This window comes from Longimicrobium sp., assembly GCA_036389135.1.
In the GTDB taxonomy this organism is placed as follows: domain Bacteria; phylum Gemmatimonadota; class Gemmatimonadetes; order Longimicrobiales; family Longimicrobiaceae; genus Longimicrobium.
In genome coordinates this window covers 120,549-143,711 of the sequence record DASVQP010000117.1, presented here as the reverse complement: position 1 = coordinate 143,711, position 23,163 = coordinate 120,549, and the positions used below count along the sequence as shown (strand labels likewise).

The window sequence follows — 23,163 nt, the reverse complement described above, 5'->3', positions numbered from 1 at the left end:
TCCCATGGCGGATTGCGGTGCAGCACGGGACACGGGCAGCCACGTGGGGCTGCCCCTACGAGGGTTCGGCGTGTTTGATCTGCGACGGAGCAACGCCGGACACGGGCGCGATGAATCGCGCCCCTACAGATCGGGTCGAACGGCGGGGGGCGCGCCGGAGGCGATGAAATCGCACCCCAACGTGGGGTGACCGGCGGGGCCGAGGCGGGGCGGGGGAGGGCAGACACGCAGGTCCGCCCCTACGGGTGGCGGTGCGAAGGGCGGCGGTCGAGGTGGGGGAGAGGGCGGGCGCGATGAATCGCGCCCCCGCCACCAATCTTCTCGCCGAGTCCGCGAAGGCGGACTTTGTGCTGTTGTTGCCGCGAGTTTACTCGCCGCCACCAGGCCCCGTCTCAAAGGCCCACCTCTTGCCCCACCCACCCCCGCAATGACACCCTCCTACCCGGACATCCGCGCATTCCTGACGCCGCGCCAGCAGGCCGCGGCGCTGGAGGTGGTGCGGCGCGTACGGGCGGAGGTGGATGCGGAGCTGTGGCGCGTCTTTCTCTTCGGGTCGCGGGCGAGAAGGGAGGCGCGGCCGGATTCGGACATCGATCTGCTGCTCGTCTTCCGGCGGCTGCCGCCGGACCGGGAGCCGCAGGCGGGCGAGGCGGAGGACATCGCGGAGGAGGTGGCGGAGCGGAGCGGGGTGCCGGTGACGGTGTGGTCCGTGTCGCTGCCGGACCTGGAGCGCGGGCGCCGCACGCCGATGCTGGTGGATGCGCTGGACGACGGCATCCCGCTCTGGCCGGAAGGCGGCGCGCCGCTCCACCTTCCGTTCACCCCCGAAGACGCCGCCTGGTGCACCGCGTGCCTCCTGGACCGCGTGGCCGAGGGCGGCGCCGAAGCCCCCGCGCTCCTGCGCGCCGGCGACGTGGAGGGCGCGGCGCGGCGGGTGCGCGACGACGTGGTGCGGCTGTGCACCGCGCTGCTGCTCCTGCATGGCGAGACGCGCCCGCGCCGCGGGGATGCGGTGCGCCGCATTCCGTCGCGCGATCCGGTGCTGCGCTGGGCGGCGAAGGCGTGGGGGCCGCCGGGGCACGAGGAGGACGCGCCCGTGCCGCCGCCGCCGGGTGGCTTCGGCGCGGCGTTCGCGGCGGTGGAGCGGCTGCGGGGCGAGGTCATCCGCTGCCGCGGCAGGCTGGCGGAGCGGGCGCGAAGCTTGCGGAATCATCCGGTGTATCACCCGCCGGACCGCCCCTCCCGCGCAGCATCCGGAGCGGGGCAGACGGCACCTCGATCACCCCGAGTGCAACCATGAAGCTCATCCAGACGGACGGGCGCCAGCAGCGTACGCTGTCGGCCGTGTTCACCGTAACCTTTGTGCTGAGCGTCCTGCTCACCGCGTTCTTCCAGACGCAGGTGGTGAGCGGAAAGCAGTTCGCCATCCGCGCGGAGGAGAACCGGCTGCGGCCCATCGTGATCCCCGCGCCGCGCGGCACCATCGTGGACCGCAACGGCGAGGTGGTGGCCACCAGCCTGACCGCCTACTCCGTAGCCGTGCTCCCGGGCGACTCCAGCGTCATCCGCACCACGCTCCGCGACCTGATGCCCTTTCTGGGGCTCGCGGAGGCGGACGTCGAGGAGATGATGCGGAAGCGCAACGGGCGACCGCACGACCTGCTGGAGATCACCAACCGCGCCACCTACTCGCAGGCCGCGGCCATCGAGGAGCGCCGCGCCGCGTTCCCCAACCTCCTGGTTGTGGAGCGGCCGCAGCGCTACTACCCGGCGGGCCCGGCCATCGGCCACATGATCGGCTACGTGACCGAGATCACCAAGGAGCAGCTGGAGCTTCCCGAGTACAAGGAGGCCGGCTACCGCCAGGGGAGGCTGATCGGCCAGGCGGGGATGGAGAAGCAGTACGAGCTTCAGCTTACCGGCGAGGACGGCGCGCGCTACGTGGAGGTGGACGCCAAGGGGCGCGTCGTCAACCCGACCTCGTCCGTCGGCGCGCTGGCGCCCAAGCCGGGCGGGCAGCTCAAGCTGACCATCGACCTGGCGCTGCAGCAGTACGTGCACGAGATCTTCCCGGACACCATGAACGGCTCGGTGGTGGCGATGGTGCCCTCCACCGGCGAGATCCTGGCGCTGTACAGCAACCCGACCTTCGACCCCAACTCCTTCGTCGGGCGCATTCCGCCGGTGCTGTGGCGGGAGCTGAACACCGACCCGCGCAAGCCGCTCCTCAACCGCGCCATCACCGCCATCTACCCGCCCGCCTCCACCTGGAAGCTGGCGACGGCGGTCATGGGCGTGCAGCGCGGGCTGGTGACGGGGACGACGCACATGCCCATCTCGTGCACGGGCGGCATGGCGTACATGGGCCGCTACGCGCGCTGCCACTACGCGCGCGGCCACGGCAACCTGGACCTGGCGCACGCCATCGAGAAGAGCTGCAACGTTTACTTTTACCAGCTCGGCATCCGCATGGGGCTGGAGACGCTGCTGGCGGAGGGGACGCGGATGGGCTTCAACCGCAAGACCGGGATCGACATCCCGGCCGAGGTGAGGTCCATCTTCCCGCGCAACGTGGCCGCGCTGCGCAGGCGGCAGGGGCACGTGGCGCCGTCGGAGATCATGAGCTTCGCCATCGGCCAGGGCGCCAACTCGCAGACGGTCATCAACATGGCGCAGTTCTACGCCGCGATGGCGGGGAACGGCACCGGGATCGCCCCGCACCTGGTGGTCAACGAGGAGAACTCCAAGCGCCAGTCCATCGACCTGCGGCTGGACACCAAGGGGCTGGAGGCCATCTGGAGCGGGCTGCAGCTGGTGACGGAGGAGGATGGCACGGCGGTGCAGAGCTCGCTGGAGCGCTACAAGCTGTACGGCAAGACGGGGACGGCGCAGAACAAGCCGAACCCGGACCACGGCTGGTTCGTGGGCTTCGCGGGCGTGCCCGGAAAGGAGCCTGAGATCGTGGTGGCGACCATCGTGGAGTTCGGCCTGCACGGCGACGCGGCGGCGCCGCTGGCGGCCAAGGTGGCCAACTTCTACCTGGACCGGAAGCACGGCCACCCCTTCGACCCGATCCCCACCTGGGGCGAGCGGATCCGCGCCGGGCGGGTGTGGAAGTTTGATCCGAACGGGCGCACGCTGACGCCTCCGGGGGGCACCCCGAAGCCGCAGCCCACCGCGACGACTACTCCCGGCTGACGGGGGCGCTCGCGGGCAAAACGAGCGGCGGAGGCCCCGGCTTCCGCCGCTTCGCGTTGGGTTGACGCGGCCGGGGGGCGCGCGCCAAGTTGTCGTGCTTCGGCCTGCATTCTTGAACAGCGGGCTCACACAAAAGACACAGAGACACAGAGGAAGAACGGCAGGAGAGGTTCTCTGCGGCTTTCCGTTCTTCTCCGCGGTGTCTGTGTGAAACGCGCTGTTGGAACTTCGGCATTCATGGCTAGCAAGACCAAGTCACCTCCCGCCGCCGCGATCCCGCACGGGCTCACGCGCGAGCAGCTCTTGGAGATGTACCGGCTGGTGAGGCTCACCCGCTCGTTGGAGGAGAAGCTCGAGAACCTCTTCCGGCAGAGCAAGGTGGTGGGGGGGCTCTTCCGCTCGCTGGGGCAGGAGGGGGAGTCGGTGGCGAGCGCGTACGCGCTGCGGCGCCGCACGGATGGCACGGGCGACATGCTGTCGCCGCTGATCCGCAACCTGGGCTCCATGATCACGGTGGGCGCCACGCCGGCCGAGGTGGTGCGGCAGTACATGGCCAAGGGCGACTCGCCGGCGCGCGGCAAGGAGCTGAACATCCACTTCACCGACTACCAGCGCGGCTTCATCGGCCAGATCTCGCCGCTGGGTGACCTGGTGCCGGTAATGGCGGGGGTTACGCTCACCTTCAAGCAGCGCGGCCAGGACCGGGTGGGGATGGTCTACATCGGCGACGGCGCCACCTCCACCGGCGCCTTCCACGAGGGGATCAACTTCGCGGCCGTGCAGCGCTGCCCGCTGGTGGTGATCGTGGAGAACAACCAGTGGGCCTACACCACCCCCACCCGCCTGCAGACCGCCGCCAAGTCGTTCGTGGACAAGGCGCCCGGGTACGGCGTGGCGGCGGAGAAGGTGGACGGCAACGACATGCTGGCCGTCTACGGCGCCGCGAAACGCGCCGTGGACCGCGCCCGCGCCGGCGAGGGGGTCACGCTCATCGAGGTGATGACGTACCGCCGCAAGGGGCACGCGCAGCACGACAACCAGAGCTACGTGGACCCGGCGGAGATCGACCGCTGGGCGGCGAGCAACGACCCGATCGACCGCTTCATCGTCACCCTGAAGGAGAATGAGTGGGCCTCCGCCGACGAGCTGCGCGCCATCGACGAGCGGATCGACGCGGAGCTGGACGCCACCATCGCCGAAGCCGAGACGTCGCCCCTCCCGGAGCCGGAGGAGGCGCTGACCGACGTGTACGCGGATGGGCCGGTGCGTGCCCCCTGGACGCGCCACACCCCCGCCGACCCCACCCAGGCCTGAGCACTTCGATGTCGACCGTGGTCAACGAGAAGCCGGAAGCGGTTCGCATGTCCGAGCAGGGCAAGCCCGTCACGTTGCTGGAGGCGATCCGCGAGGGGATCTGGGAAGAGATGGAGCGCGACGAGCGCGTCTTCCTGATGGGCGAGGACATCGGGGCGTACGGCGGCGCCTTCAAGGTCACCGAGGGGATGCAGCAGTACTTCGGCGCCCCGCGCGTGATCGACACCCCCATCTCCGAGATCGGCTTCACGGGGGCGGCGGCCGGCGCGGCGCACATGGGGATGCGCCCGGTGATCGAGATGCAGTTCATCGACTTCATCTCGTGCGCGTACGACATGATCACCAACTACGTGGCCACGTCGCGCTACCGGGGCTCCGGCCCGCAGCCCATCGTCATCCGCGGCCCGTCCGGCGGATACGTGCGCGGGGGCCCGTTCCACTCGCAGAACCCGGAAGCGGCGTTCTTCCACACGCCCGGGCTCAAGATCGTGTACCCGTCGACCGCGCGCGACGCCAAGGGCCTCATCAAGGCCGCGATCCGCGACGACGACCCGGTGCTCTTCTTCGAGCACAAGTGGCTGTACCGGCGCCCGCAGCTTCGCGAGGTGCTCCCGGCGGAGGACTACATCGTCCCCATCGGCAAGGCGCGCACGCACCGCGAGGGCAAGGATCTCACCATCGTCACCTACGCGGCGATGGTGCACAAGAGCGAGGAAGCGGCCGAGATCCTGGAAAAGGAGGACGGCCTGTCGGTGGAGATCATCGACCTGCGCACCCTCCTGCCGCTGGACGAGGACGCGATCCTGGAGTCGGTCAAGAAGACGAACCGGCTCCTGGTGGTGCACGAGGACACCCGCACCGGCGGCATCGCCGGCGAGATCGCGATGCGGGTGAACGAGAAGGCCTTCGAGTGGCTCGACGCGCCCATCCTGCGCGTCACCGCCCTCGACGCCCCCATCCCGTACTCCCCGCCGCTGGAGGACTACTTCCTCCCGCAGACGGAGGACATCGTGAAGGCGGCGCGGCACCTGGCGAACTACTAGTCCTAAGTGCTAAGTGCTAAGTCCTAAGTAACATGCATTTCTGCACTTAGCACTTAGCACTCAAGCACTCAGCACTTTCAAACCTGCACCGCAGACGGAAGCATACCATGGCCCGTATCGAAGTCCCGATGCCCCAGATGGGCGAATCCATCGCGGAGGGCACCGTGTCGGTGTGGCTCAAGAAGGTGGGCGACAAGGTGGAGCGCGACGAGCCCATCATGGAGATCGCCACCGACAAGGTGGACGCCGAGATCCCGTCCCCCGCCGCCGGCATCCTCACCGAGGTCGTGGTGCAGGAAGGCCAGACGGTGGAGGTGGGGACGATCGTCGCGTACATCGAGACGGACGTGAACGCGGCCGCCGGCGCCGCCGCTTCGGCCCCCGCCCCCGCCGCGGCGGGCGAGCCGGCGGCCACAGTGCCGGGTGAGACGGCCACCACCCTCCCCGAGTCATCCGTGGGTCAGCCGGAGACGGGCGGCGGCGCGGGGGCTCCCGCGGACGGCCGCTCGCCGTCCGAGGACCCGGCGCCGATGGCGCCCGCCCACGACGGCGGGCCTGAGACGGCGGAGGAACGCCTGCGCCGCAGGAGCACGCCGCTCGTCCGTAAGATTGCCGCGGAGCATGGGGTGGAGGTCAGCGCCGTCCCCGGCACCGGCCGCGCGGGGCGCGTCACCAAGGACGACATCCTCCGCTACGTGGAGGAGAAGGCGTCGGCCCCAGCCGCCGTGCCCAGTGCGCAGCCGGCCACCGCGGGCGCCGCGCAGCAGCCGCCCGCCAAGCGCCCCGCCGCCCCGCGCCAGGACGGCGAGGGCTTCGGCTGGGACGAGTTCTACACGCGCGTGGAGCACCCGGCCGTCACGGCGGGGCCCAACGACCGCGTGGAGCCGATGAGCCGCATCACGCAGATCATCGCGCAGAACATGGTGCTCTCGCGGCGCATCTCGCCGCACGTGCACTCGTACTTCGAGGTGGACTACTCGCGCATCGACCAGGTGCGCGCCAAGTCCAAGCGCGCCTGGGCCGAGGCGGGGGTCAAGGTCACCTACACGCACTTCATCGCAAAGGCGGTGGCGCAGGCGCTGCGCGAGCATCCCAAGCTCAACGCCACCATCAGCGGCACGGACGTGATCTACCGCGCCGACGTGAACGTGGGGATTGCGGTGGCCATTGAAAACGGGCTGATCGTGCCCGTGGTGCGCGGCGCGGACGACCTGTCGCTGGTAGGGCTCGCGCGCCGCATCAACGACCTGGCGACGCGCGCGCGCAACCGCCAGCTCAAGCCGGAAGAGATCCAGGGCGGCACCTTCACCATCACCAACCCGGGGATCTTTGGCACCACCATCGGCTTCCCCATCATCAGCCAGCCGCAGGTCGCCATCATGGGCGTCGGCGGCGTGGAGATGCGCCCGGCGGTGGTGACGGACGAGTTCGGCAGCCACGCCATCGTGGCCCGCAAGCGCGGCTTCATCTCGCTGGGCTACGACCACCGCCTGGTCAACGGCGCGGACGGCGACCAGTTCCTCGCCCGCGTCAAGGAGCTGATGGAGAGCGCCAGCGAGAACGGCTGAGCGGCTCCCGTGGATGGATGAGCGGGAGGCCGGCGCGGGGTGCGCCGGCCTCCCTTTTCGCTTGTGCGCCGCGCCGGTCGCGTTTATCCTTGGGCACCCGCCGCCGGGCTCCCGCCGGAGCCCGGCTCCCGAGATCCTTCCGTGAGAGATCCATCCAGATGAACGATTTCACCACGCCGTTCCCCGCGGTATCCGGGCTCGACGCCACGCGGCGCTCCGCCTTCATCGCGCGCACCTACCAGCACCTCCTCGTCGCCATCCTCGGCTTCGCGGCGGTGGAGACGTTCTTCTTCCAGATGGGCCTCGCCTACCCGATGGCGCAGGCGATGCTCGGGGTGAGCTGGCTGCTCGTGATCGGCGGCCTGATGGTGGCCGGGTGGCTGTTCAGCGGGATGGCCGCGCGCTCGGAGTCGAAGGCGGGGCAGTACGCGGCGCTCGCCGGCTACGTGGTGGCGGAAGCCGTCTTCTTCGTCCCGCTCCTGGTGCTCGCCGAGGTCTCCGCACCGGGCGCCATCAGCAGCGCGGTCGTGGCGACGCTCGTGGGCTTCGCGGGGCTGACGCTGGTGGCCATGTACAGCGGCAAGGACTTCACCTTCCTGGGCAGCGCGCTGCGCTGGATGGGTGTGTCGGCGCTGGTGCTGATCGTGTGCGGCGTGATCTTCGGCTTCGAGCTCGGCACCTTCTTCTCGGTGGCGATGGTGGTCTTCGCGGGCCTCGCCATCCTGTACGAGACGTCCAAGGTGATGAACAGCTACCCGGAAGACCGCTACGTGTCCGCCGCGCTCGCGCTCTTCGCATCGGTCGCGCTCCTCTTCTGGTACGTGCTGCGCATCTTCATGTCGCGGCGGTAGGCGCGCTTTCGGCGCGATGGAGCGGGGCCCCGGGGTTGCCCGGGGCCCCGCTTCTTCGTTTCTTCTATCGTAGAAGGAGAACAGATGGGCCTCACACAGAGCCACAGAGGAAACTGAAAGAACAAATCGTGGGGGTTCTCTGTGCCCTTGCCTTTCCCTCTGCGTCTCTGTGTGATGCTTTTCTCGTTGTGGGCTTTGCACCGACCTTTCTGACAGGTGACTTTCCATATGCAGGATCTGACGACCGGCACGGTGCGCGTGCTGGAAGTACGCCGCCTTGGCACCGTCTCGTACGCCGATGCGCTGGCCCTGCAGGCGGAGCTGGTGGCAAAGCGGCGCGCGGGCGAGATTCCGGACACGCTCCTGCTGCTGGAGCATCCGCACGTCATCACGCTCGGCAGCGGCTCGCACGACGAGCACGTTCTCGTGTCGCCGGAGGAGCGCGCGGAGCGGGGGATCGAGTTGTTCGAGACGGGGCGGGGCGGGGACGTGACCTACCACGGCCCCGGCCAGCTCGTCGGCTATCCGATCCTGGACCTGAAGCCGGACCGCTGCGACCTGCACCGCTACCTTCGCGACCTGGAGGAGGCGCTGATCGGCGTCCTCGCCGAGTTCGGTCTGACGGGCGGGCGCAAGGAGGGGCTGACGGGCGTGTGGGTGGAGGACCGGAAGCTGGCGGCCATCGGCGTGCGCGTCTCCTCCGGCTGGATCACGAGCCACGGCTTCGCCCTGAACGTCAGCACGGACCTCTCCTTCTTCGGCACCATCGTCCCCTGCGGCATCCGCGCGCACGGCGTCGGCTCCATCTCCGGCGAGCTCGGCCGCGCCGTCTCAATGCCCGAGGTCGAGGCCGCAGCAGTGCGCAGCTTCGAGCGGATTTTCGGAGCGGTAGCGCACCCTGACTGACGCGCTAAGTCCGTGTGGGGACGGCCGCTGGCGCATAGTGCGCGCACTTGGGGCCGTCCCGCTTGACGGGATGCTCAAGGGTGATTAGGGTGCATCAGGCAACCTGCACCCACGAGGAGAGATGGCCGCCCTGCTGATCGAGAACGTCCCTGACGAGCTGTGCTGTACGTATCGTTCCCTGTCCGACGAGGAGCGCCGGATGGTGGCGTTCGAGCTCACCGCCACCGTCCGGCGCCTCTCGGTCAAGCGCCCCCACCTTGGGGACATCGAAGGCTACATCGAGCGAATTCGAGAGTTCCGCGAAAAGGGCACGCTGATACCGTTGACCGACGAGCTGATCGAGGAAGCCGTCTCGGGGCGGGCCGGGTGATCGTAGCCGACACGAACCTGATCGCCTACCAACTCATCGCGGGCCCTCTGACCGAAGATGCGCAGCGCGTTCTCGGACGAGATGCGGACTGGTATGCGCCGCCCCAATGGCAGGGTGAGTTCCTGAACGTGCTGTGGCTCTCGGTGCGCAGGACGGCGATTTCCGCTGTCATGGCGGACGAGGCATATGTAAAGGCGGAGGCTCTCGTCCGGACTACGCAGCGCCCGCACTTCCGGGCGGTGCTGGATCTCGCGATCACATCGGGGTGCTCGCCCTACGACTGCGAGTTCGTCGTGCTCGCGCAGGCCGCGCGCGTGCCGCTCGTCACCAACGACCAAAAGGGCTCGCGGCGTTTCCGGGTTTGGCGGTGTCCATTCAGGAGTTCGCGAGATGACAGAGCCGCCCCGGGTCATTGGAACGGAAGGTGACAATCCGAAGCTGTCAACGCACTCTGTGCGAAGCGAGAGTTCCAAGCTCGACCGCGTCCGTGATTTCGTGAAGCGGCACGACGGCAAGCCACTCACTCCGCAATTAATCGACGAAGGGATCAACACGGGGCGAGATCGACGAGAGCGAGTTGCCACGCAGCCCACGCCGTTCGATGGAGAGTTGACGATGCCGCTGTTGCTCGACCCTCCTATCTACGAGAGCGCAAGCGACGCCAAGTTGCGCGAGTGGCTCGACTCGCTGCGAGAGATGCGGGCCGAGATCCCCGAGACGGACCGCCGGGCGCACGAGTCGCTCGACCGCTCCGAACGGGAGACTCGCGCAGAGCTCGACGTTCGGGTGCGTGAGGCGGCGGAGTCGTAGAGCAATACGGAGACGGATAGAACCATCAGGCACGGAGCGTTCTCGCGTCCGTGCCCTCAGTGTGTCTGCAACCCATCTGATCCAGTCAACCCCGCGGCAAGGCGCGCGCGGGCTTGAAGCCGACCTCGTCGGGGGGGATGGCGAAGAAGTCGAGGAACTTGTCGCGCTCCTGCTGCTTCGCGATCCAGTCGTCGAAGCCGGATTCCACCAGGCCGCCGCTGTTGAGCTGCTTGGTGGCGGCGCGGATGGCGAGGTCGTTCGCGTACTCGTTCTGCGGATGGCCGGCGTGGCCCTTCACCCATCGCCACATGATCTTGTGGCGCCCCGCCGTGCGCAGCAGCTCCTTCCACTGCTCAAGGTTCTCGATCTCCCCCGTCTTGCGCGTCCAGCCGCGGGCGGCCCACCCGTGCACCCACTGCGTCATCCCGTCCACCAGGTAGCGGCTGTCGGTGGTGAACACCACGCGCGACGCGGCCTTGAGTGCCGCCAGCGGGAGGATCGCGCTGCGGATCGCCATCCGGTTGTTGGTGGTGTCCGGCTCCGAAAGCCAGAAGTCGCGCCGCACCCAGCCGCGCTCGGGGTGGAAGAACTCCACCAGCCCCGCGGCGCCGCCGGGGCGTGCCCTGTCCTTGAACTGGTTGCCCAGGCACGATTCGTCGGCGTAGATGTGGATCAGAGGCTGGCTCTGGGAGGGGCTGGGGACGCTCAAGATGGGCCTGGTGAGGGTGCGGGTGCGGAGCCCGGCGGGGCTGCACGTCTGCCTAACAAGACAGCGCCGCACGCGCCCGCGCAACCCGCGATTCCTGCTCCGGGAGATTGACACGGGCGCCCCCAACCTGCGATGATCCCTGTGCAAGACGGGCGTTTTCGCGGATTTCCCCGCGTCCGACCCGTCGTCTCGGCGCATGAAGATCATCGTCACCGTCCACCAGTTCCTTCCGGAATACTCCGCCGGCACGGAGGTAATCGCACTCGGCATCGCCAGGGAGCTCCAGGGGCGTGGCCACGAGGTGGTGGTGGTCACCGGCTACCCCGACCCGCGCCCTCTGCGCGACGAGGAGCGCTTCGACCGCTACACGTACGATGGCCTGCGGGTGGAGCGCTTCCGCCACTCGCCGGACGCCATGGGCGACCAGCAGGTGGTGACGGAGCTCGCCTACGACAACCACCTCTTCGCGCGCGCCTTCGACCGGCTGCTGGCCGAGGTGGAGCCGGACGTGGTGCACTTCGTCCACCTGGCCCGCCTCTCCGCGGCGCTGATCGGGCCGTGCGTGGAGCGCGGCATCCCCACGGTGTTCACGGCGACGGACTTCTGGTCCGTGTGCCCGTACAGCCAGCTGCGGCTGGGCGGCAACGAGTTGTGCGCCGGGCCGGACGAGTCGGCCCTCAACTGCATCCGCCACTTCGCGGAGAATCTCACCGCCCACCCCGTTTCCATCCCCGCCGCCGTGTCGCGCGCTCCGGACTGGCTGGTGGGGCTGGGCGTGCGCGCCGCCACGAGCCCGCGGCTCCCCGTGGCGGCACCGAAGTTCTTTACCGAGGTGAGGGCGCTGGTGGGGCGGCAGCAGTTCCTGCGGCGCGAGCTGAACCGGATCGACCGGGTGCTCGCCCCGTCTCGGCTGATGGAGAGAAAGCTGGTGGAGGGCGGGATCGAAGCCGGGCGGGTGTCGTTCCTTCCGTACGGGATCGACGCGGCGGGCGGCGAGCGCGGAGCGGAGCGGGGAAGGGAGCGCGTGCTGCGGCTGGGCTTCATCGGCAGCGTGGCCGAGCACAAGGGTGTGGAGGTGGCGATGAAGGCGCTGCGGCTGCTGCCCGCCGGTCTGCCGGTAGAGCTGAGCATCCACGGCGCACCCGGGTCGCACCCCGCCTACCAGGCTTATTACGCGCGCATCCAGGCGATGGCCAAAAGGGATCCGCGCATCCGGCTCCTCCCCGCCTTTCCGAACCACGAGGTGCGGGGGGTGCTCGCGACGATGGACGCCCTGGTGGTGCCCTCGCTCTGGCACGAGAACACGCCGCTGGTAGTGTACGAGGCCTTTGCCGCGGGGTGCCCGGTGATCGGCTCCGAGGTGGAGGGGATCGCCGAGATCGTGGGGCACGAGGTCAACGGGCTCCTCTTCGCCGCCGGGGACAGCTCGGCGCTTGCGGCCGCGATCCGGCGGCTGGCGGAGAACCGGGGCCTCCTGCGCACCCTCGCCTCTCGCACGAAGCCTCCGCTCTCGGTGCCCGCGCACGTTTCGCGTCTGTTGGAGATCTACCAGGAGCTGATCGCGGCGCGTGAGGCCTCCGCGGTTGCCTGACGACGGGCCATCGTCAACGACACCGGCGGCGCGGGGCAGGATCGGGAAAGGGGTCGAAGGAGCGCTGGTCCGGCGGTTGACACGGACGGCCCCGACCTGCGATGATGCCTGCGCAAGACGGGCGTTTTCGCGGATTTTCCCGCGCCCGCGCCCGACCCGTCCGTCCCCGCGTATGAAGATCATCGTCACCGTCCACCAGTTCCTCCCCGACTACTCTTCCGGCACGGAGGTAATCGCACTCGGCATCGCCAGGGAGCTCCAGGGGCGTGGCCACGAGGTGGTGGTGGTGACCGGCTACCCCGATCCGCGCCCGCTGCGCGACGAGGAGCGCTTCGACCGTTACACGTACGACGGGCTGCGGGTGGAGCGCTTCCGCCACTCGCCGGACCCCATGGGCGACCAGAGCGTGGTGACGGAGCTCGCCTACGACAACCACCTCTTCGCGCGCGCCTTCGACCGGCTGCTGGAGGAGGTGGAGCCGGACGTGGTGCACTTCGCCCACATGGCGCGCCTCTCGGCGGCGCTGATCGGGCCGTGCGTGGAGCGCGGGATCCCCACGGTGTTCACGGCGACGGACTTCTGGCCGGTGTGCCCGTATAGCCAGCTGCGGCTGGGCGGCAACGAGCTGTGCGCCGGGCCTGATGAGTCGGGGATCAACTGCATCCGGCACGTCGCGGCGAACGTCGACAGCCACCCCGTTTCGCTGCCCGGCATCGTGGCGCGGGCGCCGAACTGGATGATCGGGCTGGGGGTGAAGGCCGCCACCAGCTCGCGCCTAGGTGCGGGGCGGAGGTTCGTCGCGGAAACGAGGGCGCTGGTGGCGCGGCAGCCCTTTCTGCGGCGGGAGCTGAACCGGATCGACCGGGTGCTCGCCCCATCGCGGCTGATGGAGAGGAAGCTGGTGGAGGGCGGGATCGACGCGGAGCGGGTGTCGTATCTGCCCTACGGGATCGACGTGGCCGGCGATGCGCAGCCGGCGGAGCGGGGAAGAGAGCGCGTGCTGCGGCTGGGCTTCATCGGCAGCGTGGCCGAGCACAAGGGTGTGGACGTGGCGGTGGATGCGCTCCGGCTGCTCCCGCCGGGGCTCCCGGTGGAGCTGAGCATCCACGGGGAGCCCGGGTCGAACGCGGCGTCCCAGGCCTACTACGCGCGCATCCAGGCGCAGGCCGAGATCGACCCGCGCATCCGGCTCTGCCCGCCGTTCGCCAACCGCGAGGTGCGGCGCGTGCTCGCCTCCATGGACGCGCTGGTGGTGCCCTCGGTCTGGCCGGAGAACACGCCGCTGGTGGTGTACGAGGCGTTCGCGGTGGGGTGCCCGGTGATCGGCTCGGACGTGGAGGGGATCGCCGAGATCGTGCGGCACGAGGTCAACGGTCTCCTCTTCGCACCCGGCAACAGCTCGGGGCTGGCTTCGGCGATCCGGCGGCTGGTGGAGAACCGGACGCTGCTGCGCAACCTCGCCGCGCGCACCCGGCCGCCGCTCTCCGTGGCGGCGCACGTCTCACGGCTGGAGGCGATCTACGGCGAGCTGGCGGCGGCCCGAGAGGGGCCCGCGATCCCCGGCCAAACGAGCGAGGCACATGCTGGTCTCGGTTGACGCGGCCCAGCCCCGCCCGGCGATCACCCTGCCGGATCGGGCGTGCATTCGCGAGCTGTGGGAGTGGCGCGGGCTGTGGCTCACCTTCCTGCGCCGCGACCTGCGGCTGCGCTACCGGCGCAGCGTGCTGGCGTTCGCGTGGCTGGTGCTGCAGCCGCTCGCCGGAATGGTGGTGTTCGCGGCCGTCTTCGGGCGCATCGGCCGCATCGGCGCAGACGGGGTGCCGTACCGCCTCTTCGTCCTCGTCGGGCTGACGTTCTGGATCTTTGTGCGGGGCGCGCTCACCGCGAGCGCCGGGAGTGTGGTGGCGCAGAGCAGCCTGGTGACCCGGGTGTACTTTCCGCGGCTCCTGCTTCCCCTTTCGGCGATCGCGGGGCGGCTGATCGATTTCGCGCTGGGGCTGGGCGTGGTGCTGGCGGTGCTCGCCGTCTCGGGCCGGCTGCCGGGGCGGGGGATCTGGCTGGCCGTGCCCGCGCTCGCGGTGGCGCTCGTGCTGGTGACTGGGCTCGCGATGGCGGCGGCCGCCGCGAACGTGCGCTTCCGGCAGGTGGGCGCGGGGGTTCCCGCGGTCATGCAGCTCTGGATGTTCCTGTCGCCCGTCATCTACCCGGCTTCGCTGGTCCCGGTGGAGTGGCGGGGATGGTACCGACTCAACCCCATGGTGGGGATACTGGAGGCGTTCCGCGCCGCGATGCTGGGCCAGCCGGCCGCCCTGGGCGAGCTCGCCTACCCGGCGCTGGCCGCGGTCGCGATCTTTACGGTGGGGTTCTCGATCTTCCGCTGGATGGAAGACGAGTTCGCGGACCGCCTGTGAGGAGCGCCGAGCGTGTCTGAGCCGGCCATCCAGGTGGAGGATCTGGGCAAGGTGTACCCCAGCCCGGCGACGCCCGGCGGCTGGATCGCCCGGCTCGCGGGGACGCAGCCGCGCCCGGAGCCGCGTTGGGCGCTGCGCGGCGTCGGCTTCACGGTGATGCCCGGCGAGTCGCTGGGGATCCTGGGGCACAACGGCGCGGGGAAGAGCACCCTTCTCAAGATCCTGGCGCGCGTGACGCGGCCGACCACCGGACGCTTCCAGCTCCGCGGGCGGCTCGCGGCGCTCCTGGAGCTGCAGGCCGGTTTCAACGCGGAGTGGACGGGGCGCGAGAACGTCTACGGCAAGGGTGCCACCATGCGTGCCGGTCGGGCCGAGATCCGGCGCCGCTTCGACGAGATCGTCGCCTTCGCGGAGCTGGAGGACTCGATCGACCTCCCCATCCGGAGCTATTCCAGCGGGATGCGCACGCGGCTGGCGCTGTCCACCGTGCTCCACCTGGAGTCGGAGATCCTGATCGTGGACGAGGCGCTCGCTGGCGGGGACCACCATTTCCAGCAGCGGTGCCGCCGCCGGCTCGCCGACATCCGGGACCGCGGGACCGCGCTCCTGCTCGTCTCGCACCGCGCTTCCACGGTGGCGGCGTGCTGCCAGCGCGCCATCACCCTGGACGGCGGCATCGTGGTGGCGGAGGGGACGGTGGAGGAGGCGCTCAACGCCTACCACCTGCGCCGCCCCGATCCCTCTTCTGCCCGCGGACGAGGCCGGCGCGGGCTGGGTGCCCCGGAGCCGCGCACCCCGCACCGCTCGGCGCCACGCATCGATGGCTCGGCACCGGTGCGGATCGGCGGGCTGCGCGTGTGCGGCGAGGACGGGCGGACGGCCGCGGTGGCGGGGGTGGGCTCCACGGTGGGCATCGAGATCACCTACGACGTGCCGGCGGGCGGCGCGGAGGTGGTGGCGGCGCTCTGGTTCCACGACGATACGGGGACGTCCGCCTTCTTCGTGGCGGAAGACGGCGCGGATTGGCGCGGCCGGACGCGCCAATCCGGCACGTACCGCTCCACCGCCTGGCTCCCGCCCCACCTCCTGGCACCCGGACGGCTGCGGGTGGGCGCGCGTTTGTGGGCCCGCCCGGGCGGCGCGGGGCCGGAGTCCGGAAGAATTGTCGAGCTGCACCCGAGCGAAGGGGTGGGCTTCGAGGTCCTGGAGGGGCCCGTGCCCGCCGGCGGCTTCCCCGAGCCGCTGGCGGGCGTAGTGCGGCCCTCGGTGCCGTGGACCACCCGCTTCCAGCCGCCGGAGACCAGTGCGGCCACACCCGGCGAGCGCCCGTCCCCGGACGGGCGCGCTGCCGCGTACCCGGGGCGGGAGTGACTGCCCTGATGAACCCGAGAAGATGATCGAATCGAGCGACGCGCGGCGGCCCGCCACGGTCCGAGTCCGCGGCGCCCTGGCAGAGCGGCTGCGGCGCCTGGCCGCGCTGGCGAGGGGCGAGCCGATGCTGGAGGACCTGCACCTGGTCCTCACCATCCCCAAGACCGGCACCTACACGCTGCTGGAGCTCGTCCAGAGCCTGGGGCTGACGGCGGACGTCCGCGGCACAAACCACCAGCTCTGCTCGCGCCGCCCGGCGGAAAGCTGGGAGCGCGACCCGCGTGCGCGCGCCTTCATGGTGAACGCGGCGTGGGAGCGCGGCCGGGTGAACGAGCGCTGGGCGATCCACCACCACCTGCGGCGGAGGGCCCCCGCGGCCGGCTGCGTTCCGCCCCGCAAGGTCCACGTGATCTCCGCCACGCGCGAGCCGGTGAGCCAGCGCCTGTCGGGAGCGTTCTTCAGCGCGCGCGAGAACCGGGAGCCCATGGACGCAAGGTCGGCTCTGGCGCGGCTCATGGAGCGGAAGCCGCTGGAGTCGGGGTGGCTGAGCGGCGCCCGCTGGTGGGAGCTCGACGCCTGGTTCGACCGGAACGTGAAGGAGACGCTGGGGATCGACGTCTTCGCCGAGCCGTTCGACCGGGAGCGCGGGTGGCAGATCTACGAGGGCGAAGACGCGCGGCTCCTGCTGATCCGGCAGGAGAGCTTCGCCAGCCTCCCGGAGGCGGTGAGCGCCTTCTACGGGCTCCCGGCGCCCGCCGCCATTCCGCACGCCAACGCCGGCGAGCATCACGCCTATCGCGGCAGCTACCGCGAGGCCCGGGAGAAGATGCGCGTGCCGGCATCGCTCCTGGACACGGTGTACTCGGCCCGCTACGCGCGCCACTTCTATTCCGATACCGAATTGCAGGCGTTCAGACGCCGCTGGGAGGAGCGATGATGAGCCTTGTGCGCCGTGCCGCACGCCGGGCGCGCCGGGTGCCGCGGGGGCTGGTCCTCCGCGCCGCGCGCGCCGGAATCCGCGTTCTCTCCGGCCCAGACGAGGCGCGGCCGCCGATGATCGAGGACCTTCACCTGGTGCTCTCGCCGAACCGGGTGGGCTCCAACACCCTGTGGAACGTTCTGCGGCAGCTCCCCGTGGAAGGCGCGTTCCACAAGGCGCACTCGGTGTGCGGTCCCGAGCTGCCGGGGTGGGAGGAGTGCCCCTTCCCCAAGTGGGAGCTGGTGCGGATGAACGAGTCGGACGGCAAGACGTGGGAGCGGGTGCTGCTTCATCGCCGCCTCATGGCCCGCGCCGCCGTCGCCGGAGGCAGGCCCCCGCGCAAGATCCGCGTGATGAGCGCGGTGCGCGAGCCGGTGGCGCAGTGGATCTCCGCGCTCTTCTACTCCGCGCAACGCTACCCCGAGGTGCTGGATCCCGCCTCGCTCACGGTGGAAAAGGTGACACGCTACCTCACCGGCGAGCTTCACATCGTCTATCCCTGGCTGGAGGGCGGCGAGTGGTGGGAGCACGACGCGTGGATCCACCGCGAGCTGGGGGACCGTATGGGGTTCAGCGTGTTTCGCACTCCCTTCGACCGGGAGCGGGGCTGGCAAGTCTACGAAGGACGCGATGCGCGGTTGCTGATCATCCGTCAGGAAAGCATGGGGCGCATCCAGGAAGCCGTCGGCGAGTTCTACGGGCTCCCCGCGGCCAGCGTGCCGACGGTGCGGGAGAACGACAGCGGCAGCTTCCCCTACCACGAGCAGTACCTCGGCGTCCGCGGCAAGATCCGGCTCCCCGAGCCGCTCCTGGACCGCATCTATTCGACGGAGCTGGTGCGGCACTTCTACACGCCCGCCGAGATCGCGGGGTTCAAAGCACGGTGGAGCGGGCGCAGTGCCTGATACGATTTCGACAGAAGTTCTGTGCATTCTCAAAAGGATCAAGATGTCACGCAAAGGCGCGAAGACGCGAAGAAAGACACGGAAACACTTTCTTTGCGCCTTTGCGCCTTCGCGTGAGACCATTTCCTCGAATGCACACGGATTGGTGAGGAACGGTATGAGATGATGACCGAACCGATCGGGACGCCGGCAGCCGGCATTCGCGGCGCGCTGGCCGAAGGGCTGCAGCGGCTGGCGGACCGGGTTGGAAGGGAGCCGATTCTGGACGACCTGCACCTGGTGCACACCATCCCCAAGACCGGCACCTTCACCCTGCTGGAGTTCATCCAGAACCTGGGGATGCGGGCGGAGATCCGCGGGACGAACCACCAGCTCGGCCTGCAGCGCTCCAGGGAATCGTGGGACCGCGACCGGAGAACGCGCAGCTTTCTGGCCACCGCCGCGTTCGAGCGCGGGCAGGTGAACGAGCGCTGGGCGGTGTACCGGCACCTGCGGGGCAGCGCGCCCGCGGCCGGCTGCATTCCGCCCCGCAAAGTCCACGTGATCTCGTCCACGCGCGAACCGGTGGGGCGGCGCCTGTCGGGAGCATTCTTCCGCTCGCGCAAGAACGCCGAGCCCACCAGCATGGAGGGCGCGCTGGGGCGGCTCCTGGCGGAAAAACCGACCCGGGACGGACTGATGGGCGGCGCCCGCTGGTGGGAGCTCGACGCCTGGTTCGACGCGAACGTGAAGGCGACCATGGGGATCGACATCTTCGCCGAGCCTTTCGACCAGGCGCGCGGCTGGCAGATCTACGAGGGGGAAGAGGCGCGCCTCCTGCTGATCCGGCAGGAGAGCTTCGCCCGGCTTCCCGAGGCGATGAGCGCCTTCTACGGGCTCCGCGTGCGCGCCGCCGCCATCCCGCACGCCAACTCCGGCGAGCAGCACGCCTATCGCGGCAGCTACCGCGAGGCCAAGGCGAAGATCCGGGTTCCGGCCCCGGTGCTGGACACGGTGTACTCGGCCCGCTACACGCGCCACTTCTATTCGCCGGACGAGATCCGCGGCTTCAAGGAGCGGTGGAGCGAGCCTGCACCGTGAAGCCGCACCGCGCCGGGGAAACGGCCGCGGGGGGTTGCTCCAGCCCCCCGGATTGGCGACGTTGGGTCGTGGGCGCAGTGCACCCCGCCGCTCCCCACCCGCCCCGCCGAGAGGACGCATGACACCCGCCCCGGAAGCCGAAGCGCTCGCGCCCGCCGCGGACGTGCCGCGCCTTCACCGCCCCAGCCACCTGGACGCGCTGGAGTCCGAGGCCGTCTACGTGCTGCGCGAGGCGGCCGCCGAGTTCGAGCGCCCCGTCCTCCTCTTCTCCGGCGGCAAGGACTCCACGGTTCTGGTGCGGCTGGCGCGGAAGGCGTTCTGGCCCGGCCCCATTCCGTTCCCCCTCCTGCACGTGGACACGGGTCACAACTTCCCGGAGGCGCTGGAGTTCCGCGACCTGCTGGCGCGCGAAACGGGGGTGGAGCTGATCGTCCGCACCGTGCAGGACTCCATCGACCGCGGCCGCTGCGTGGACGAGACGGGGCCGGGGGCCAGCCGCAACTCGCTGCAGAGCGTCACGCTGCTGGACGCCATCGCCGAGCTGAAGGCGGACGCGGCGCTGGGCGGCGCGCGGCGCGACGAGGAGAAGGCGCGGGCCAAGGAACGCTTCTTCTCCCACCGCGACCGCTTCGGGCAGTGGAACCCGCAGTACCAGCGCCCGGAGATCTGGAGCCTGTTCAACGCGCACCGGCACCCGGGGGAGCACTTCCGCGTCTTTCCGCTCAGCAACTGGACCGAGATGGACATCTGGCGGTACATTGCGCGCGAGCGGATCGAGCTTCCCTCGCTCTACTTCGCCCACCGGCGCGAGGTGGTGGCGCGCAGCGGGCAGCTTCTCGCGCGCACGCCGTGGGTGCCGCTGCTGCCGGGGGAGCGCTTCGAGGAGCGGCAGGTGCGCTTCCGCACCGTAGGGGACGCCACATGCACCGGCGCCATGGAATCCGCCGCATCCACCGTGGACGAGGTGATCGCCGAGATCGCGGGGCTGCGCGTGGGAGAGCGGGGCGGGCGCGCGGACGACCACCGCTCCGAAGCGGCCCTCGAAGACCGCAAGCGCCAGGGGTACTTCTGAGTCCCGCACCCATACGCCCCGCGCTGCCGGCCGGCCATGAACGATACTGAGACGGAGCTCCTGCGCCTGACCACGGCGGGGAGCGTGGACGACGGCAAGAGCACCCTAATCGGGCGGCTCCTGCTGGACACCGGGTCGGTGCCCGAAGACCAGCTCGAGGCCGTGGAGCGCGCCACCCGGCGGCGCGGCGGCGGCGGAGTGGACCTCTCGCTCCTCACCGACGGCCTGCGCGCCGAGCGGGAGCAGGGGATCACCATCGACGTCGCGTACCGCTACTTCGCCACGCCGCGCCGCAAGTTCATCATCGCGGACACCCCCGGCCACGTGCAGTACACCCGCAACATGGTCACCGGCGCCTCCACCGCGGACCTGGCGGTGGTGCTGGTGGACGCGGGGCGCGGGGTTCTGCCGCAGTCGCGGCGGCACGGCTTCATCGCGTCGCTGCTGGGCATCCCGCACGTGGTGGTGGCCGTCAACAAGATGGACACGGTGGACTGGGACGCGGGGACGTTCGACGCGATCGTGGCGGAGTACCGCGACTTCGCGCAGCGGCTGGAGATCGGGAGCCTCTCCTTCGTTCCGGTGTCCGCGCTGCACGGCGACAACGTGGCGGTGCCCAGCGATCGCGCCCCCTGGTACGACGGCCCCACCCTCCTCCACCAGCTGGAGAACGCGCACGTGGGCGCGGGGCGGAACCGGATCGACTTCCGCTTCCCCATCCAGTACGTGGTGCGCTCCGGCGGCCGCGGGCTGGCGGGGCGCGTGGCGTCCGGCACGATCTCGCCGGGCGAGGAGGTATCCATCCTCCCCGCCGGCACCCGTTCCCGCGTGCGCTCCGTGGGCACCTTTGACGGGCCCGTGGCCGAGGCCGGCGCGGGCGACTCCGTGGTGGTGACGCTGGAGGACGAGGTCGACGCCGGGCGCGGCGACATGCTGGTGCGGCGCATGAACCACCCCACCGTCGCCACCGAGTGCGACGCCACGATCTGCTGGATGGGCGACGCCCCGCTGGACACCGCCGTCCCCTACCTTCTGCGCCACACCACGCGCACCGTGCGCGCGCGCGTCACGAAGCTGGTCTACCGCATCGACGTGGACACGCTGCACCGCGAGCGGGTGGACGCGCTGGGGACCAACGACATCGGGCGGGTGGAGATCACCACGGCGTCGCCCCTCTGCTTCGACCCGTACCGCATCAACCGCGAGACGGGAAGCTTCGTCCTGATCGACCCCTTCACCCACGCCACCGTGGGCGCGGGGATGATCCGCGCCGGGGTGCGCTCGGCGGAAGAGGAGCGGACGGAGGCTTCGCCCAACGTGGCCTGGGAGGGGTGGAACATCTCCCGCGCGGAGCGCGAGCGCCGCAACGGGCACCGCGCCGCGGTGGTCTGGCTGACGGGCCTTCCCGGGGCGGGGAAGACCACCGCAGCCCGCGCGCTGGAGCGCGACCTGTTCGGCATGGGGTGCTCCACGATGCTCCTGGACGGCGACCAGCTCCGGCACGGGCTCACCGGCGACCTCGGCTTCAGCGCCGAGGACCGGCGCGAGAACGTGCGGCGCGTGGGCGAGGTGGCGAGCCTCTTCTTCCAGCAGGGCTCCATCGTCCTCTGCTCGCTGGTCTCCCCCTTTCGCGCCGACCGCGACCGGGTGCGCGCCATGCTTCCCGAAGGGTCGTTCCTGGAGGTGCACGTGGAGTGCGACCTGGACGAGTGCCGCCGCCGCGATCCCAAGGGCCTCTACGCGCGCGCCGAGCGGGGCGAGATCCCCGAGCTGACGGGGGTGTCGTCGCCGTACGAGGCGCCGGAGAGTCCCGAGCTGGTCCTGCGCACCGACCGCGAGAGCGCCGAAGCATCGGCCGCGCGGCTGCTGCAGCTCCTGCGCGAGCGCGGCGTCCTGGGAGAGACCCATGGGCGGTGAGCCGCGCGTCGTCGTCCGGCCGTCGCCGCTCTGCGCCGAGACGCCCCTGGACGCGCTCGCCGCGGAGATCACCCCCGCGGGGCTGCACTACGTCCGCAGCAACTTCCCCTTTCCGGATCTGCACGCGCGCACCCACCGCATCCGCGTGGACGGCGCCGTGGGGGAGCCGCTCGATCTGGGGATGGACGAGCTGGCCCGCCTCCCCCGCCGTACGGTGGGCGTGACTCTCGAGTGCGCGGGGAACGACCGCCTGACCCTCGCGCCGCTCCCGGCGGGCGAGCTGTGGGGCGGCGGCGCGGTGGCGACGGCGGAGTGGGGCGGCGTCTCCCTTGCGGACGTCCTCGCCCATGCCGGCATGGCGCCCGGGGCCCTGGAGGTGCTGGTGGAGGCGGCCGACGAGGGAGTCGCGGGTGGCAACCAGATCCGCTTCGCCCGCTCGCTGCCGCTGGAGAAGGCGCTGCACGCGGACACGCTGCTGGCCTGGGAGATGAACGGCGAAGCCCTGCCGCCCGAGCACGGCGCGCCGTTGCGGCTGGTGGTTCCCGGCTGGTACGGGATGGCGAGCGTCAAGTGGGTGTCGCGCATCTCCGTGCTCACCGAGCCCTTTGCCGGCTGGTTCCAGCGCGACCGCTACGTGATGGACTACGGCGCAGGCGACCCCATCGTGCCGGTCGCGCAGATGGCGGTGAAAGCCGTCGTCACCGAGCCGCGGGGCGGGGAAGTGCTCGGCACGGGACCGGTGACGGTGGCCGGCTGGGCCTGGTCAGGCACGGGGCCGGTCGTCCGCGTGCAGGTGGCGGTGGACGGGGGCGACGCCTGGGAGGATGCGCGGGTGCACCCGGCCTCCGGCGGCTACCTGTGGCAGCGGTGGGAGTACGAGTGGGCGAGCCGCGCGCCGGGGCGCCACACGTTGCGCGTCCGCGCCCACGACGCGGCGGGGAACGTGCAGCCGGACGCCCCGCGCTGGAACCGCCTGGGTTACGGCGCGAACGGGGCACGCCCGGTCGTCGTCGAAGCGCGCTGATCTGCCAGACACGCTGCACTTTTCGCGAAATCAGGAGTGGGACC

Annotated in this window: 21 protein-coding genes; 20 read left to right on the top strand and 1 reads right to left on the bottom strand. The window is 70.5% G+C overall.

Annotated elements, in window-relative coordinates; all coding sequences use genetic code 11:
* Positions 1-427 precede the first annotated feature (427 nt).
* The 10 genes from VF584_23865 to VF584_23820 all read left to right on the top strand — a co-directional run bounded on the left by VF584_23865 (position 428) and on the right by VF584_23820 (position 10,060).
* Entirely contained in the window at positions 428-1,300 is an 873-nt protein-coding gene (locus VF584_23865) for a nucleotidyltransferase domain-containing protein (protein ID HEX8213233.1), read from the top strand.
* Entirely contained in the window at positions 1,297-3,198 is a 1,902-nt protein-coding gene (mrdA, locus tag VF584_23860) for a penicillin-binding protein 2 (protein HEX8213232.1), read from the top strand. The genes VF584_23865 and mrdA overlap by 4 nt, the downstream gene beginning before the upstream one ends.
* Before the next feature lie 237 nt (positions 3,199-3,435).
* Positions 3,436-4,512, top strand: coding sequence for a thiamine pyrophosphate-dependent dehydrogenase E1 component subunit alpha (locus tag VF584_23855; GenBank protein HEX8213231.1), 1,077 nt, complete (start codon positions 3,436-3,438; stop codon positions 4,510-4,512).
* A gap of 8 nt (positions 4,513-4,520) precedes the next feature.
* Entirely contained in the window at positions 4,521-5,555 is a 1,035-nt protein-coding gene (locus VF584_23850) for an alpha-ketoacid dehydrogenase subunit beta (protein ID HEX8213230.1), read from the top strand.
* A gap of 107 nt (positions 5,556-5,662) precedes the next feature.
* A complete protein-coding gene (locus tag VF584_23845; protein HEX8213229.1) occupies positions 5,663-7,123 on the top strand; it encodes a dihydrolipoamide acetyltransferase family protein in 1,461 nt (486 codons plus the stop codon).
* Between the two features lie 158 nt (positions 7,124-7,281).
* Positions 7,282-7,974 (top strand): Bax inhibitor-1 family protein, encoded by a 693-nt coding sequence (locus tag VF584_23840; protein ID HEX8213228.1) that lies wholly within the window; start codon positions 7,282-7,284, stop codon positions 7,972-7,974.
* 228 nt (positions 7,975-8,202) lie between these two features.
* The gene (lipB, locus tag VF584_23835; GenBank protein HEX8213227.1) at positions 8,203-8,880 is read left to right on the top strand and encodes a lipoyl(octanoyl) transferase LipB; all 678 of its coding nucleotides are present in this window, start codon (positions 8,203-8,205) and stop codon (positions 8,878-8,880) included.
* Positions 8,881-9,001: 121 nt separating this feature from the next.
* A complete protein-coding gene (locus VF584_23830) occupies positions 9,002-9,250 on the top strand; it encodes a hypothetical protein (GenBank protein ID HEX8213226.1) in 249 nt (82 codons plus the stop codon).
* Complete coding sequence (locus VF584_23825; GenBank protein ID HEX8213225.1) at positions 9,247-9,678, top strand: type II toxin-antitoxin system VapC family toxin; 432 nt, start codon at positions 9,247-9,249, stop codon at positions 9,676-9,678. Before VF584_23830 ends, VF584_23825 begins: the two co-directional genes overlap by 4 nt.
* 187 nt (positions 9,679-9,865) lie before the next feature.
* Entirely contained in the window at positions 9,866-10,060 is a 195-nt protein-coding gene (locus tag VF584_23820; protein ID HEX8213224.1) for a hypothetical protein, read from the top strand.
* Between the two features lie 85 nt (positions 10,061-10,145).
* On the opposite strand, the gene VF584_23815 is transcribed toward VF584_23820, so the two are convergent.
* Positions 10,146-10,769: a ribonuclease H gene (locus tag VF584_23815; protein ID HEX8213223.1), complete on the bottom strand. Its 624-nt coding sequence runs from the start codon at positions 10,767-10,769 to the stop codon at positions 10,146-10,148.
* A 196-nt stretch (positions 10,770-10,965) separates the two neighbouring features.
* On the opposite strand from VF584_23815, the gene VF584_23810 reads away from it, so the two are divergent.
* The 10 genes from VF584_23810 to VF584_23765 all read left to right on the top strand — a co-directional run bounded on the left by VF584_23810 (position 10,966) and on the right by VF584_23765 (position 23,119).
* Positions 10,966-12,360 carry a glycosyltransferase gene (locus VF584_23810; protein HEX8213222.1) on the top strand — a complete coding sequence of 465 codons (1,395 nt, stop codon included), beginning with the start codon at positions 10,966-10,968 and terminating at the stop codon, positions 12,358-12,360.
* Positions 12,361-12,532: 172 nt separating this feature from the next.
* Entirely contained in the window at positions 12,533-13,957 is a 1,425-nt protein-coding gene (locus VF584_23805) for a glycosyltransferase family 4 protein (GenBank protein HEX8213221.1), read from the top strand.
* Positions 13,941-14,771, top strand: coding sequence for an ABC transporter permease (locus tag VF584_23800; protein HEX8213220.1), 831 nt, complete (start codon positions 13,941-13,943; stop codon positions 14,769-14,771). Before VF584_23805 ends, VF584_23800 begins: the two co-directional genes overlap by 17 nt.
* Positions 14,772-14,783: 12 nt before the next feature.
* Complete coding sequence (locus VF584_23795) at positions 14,784-16,142, top strand: ABC transporter ATP-binding protein (protein ID HEX8213219.1); 1,359 nt, start codon at positions 14,784-14,786, stop codon at positions 16,140-16,142.
* A gap of 22 nt (positions 16,143-16,164) precedes the next feature.
* On the top strand, positions 16,165-17,079 hold the full coding sequence (locus VF584_23790; GenBank protein ID HEX8213218.1) for a putative capsular polysaccharide synthesis family protein: 915 nt from the start codon (positions 16,165-16,167) through the stop codon (positions 17,077-17,079).
* Positions 17,076-18,026, top strand: coding sequence for a putative capsular polysaccharide synthesis family protein (locus VF584_23785; protein ID HEX8213217.1), 951 nt, complete (start codon positions 17,076-17,078; stop codon positions 18,024-18,026). The genes VF584_23790 and VF584_23785 overlap by 4 nt, the downstream gene beginning before the upstream one ends.
* A gap of 162 nt (positions 18,027-18,188) precedes the next feature.
* A complete protein-coding gene (locus tag VF584_23780; GenBank protein ID HEX8213216.1) occupies positions 18,189-19,106 on the top strand; it encodes a putative capsular polysaccharide synthesis family protein in 918 nt (305 codons plus the stop codon).
* A 118-nt stretch (positions 19,107-19,224) separates the two neighbouring features.
* Positions 19,225-20,178 carry a sulfate adenylyltransferase subunit CysD gene (gene cysD / locus VF584_23775; GenBank protein HEX8213215.1) on the top strand — a complete coding sequence of 318 codons (954 nt, stop codon included), beginning with the start codon at positions 19,225-19,227 and terminating at the stop codon, positions 20,176-20,178.
* A 36-nt stretch (positions 20,179-20,214) separates the two neighbouring features.
* A complete protein-coding gene (gene cysC / locus VF584_23770; protein ID HEX8213214.1) occupies positions 20,215-22,095 on the top strand; it encodes an adenylyl-sulfate kinase in 1,881 nt (626 codons plus the stop codon).
* A complete protein-coding gene (locus tag VF584_23765; protein ID HEX8213213.1) occupies positions 22,085-23,119 on the top strand; it encodes a sulfite oxidase in 1,035 nt (344 codons plus the stop codon). Before cysC ends, VF584_23765 begins: the two co-directional genes overlap by 11 nt.
* Positions 23,120-23,163: the final 44 nt, after the last annotated feature.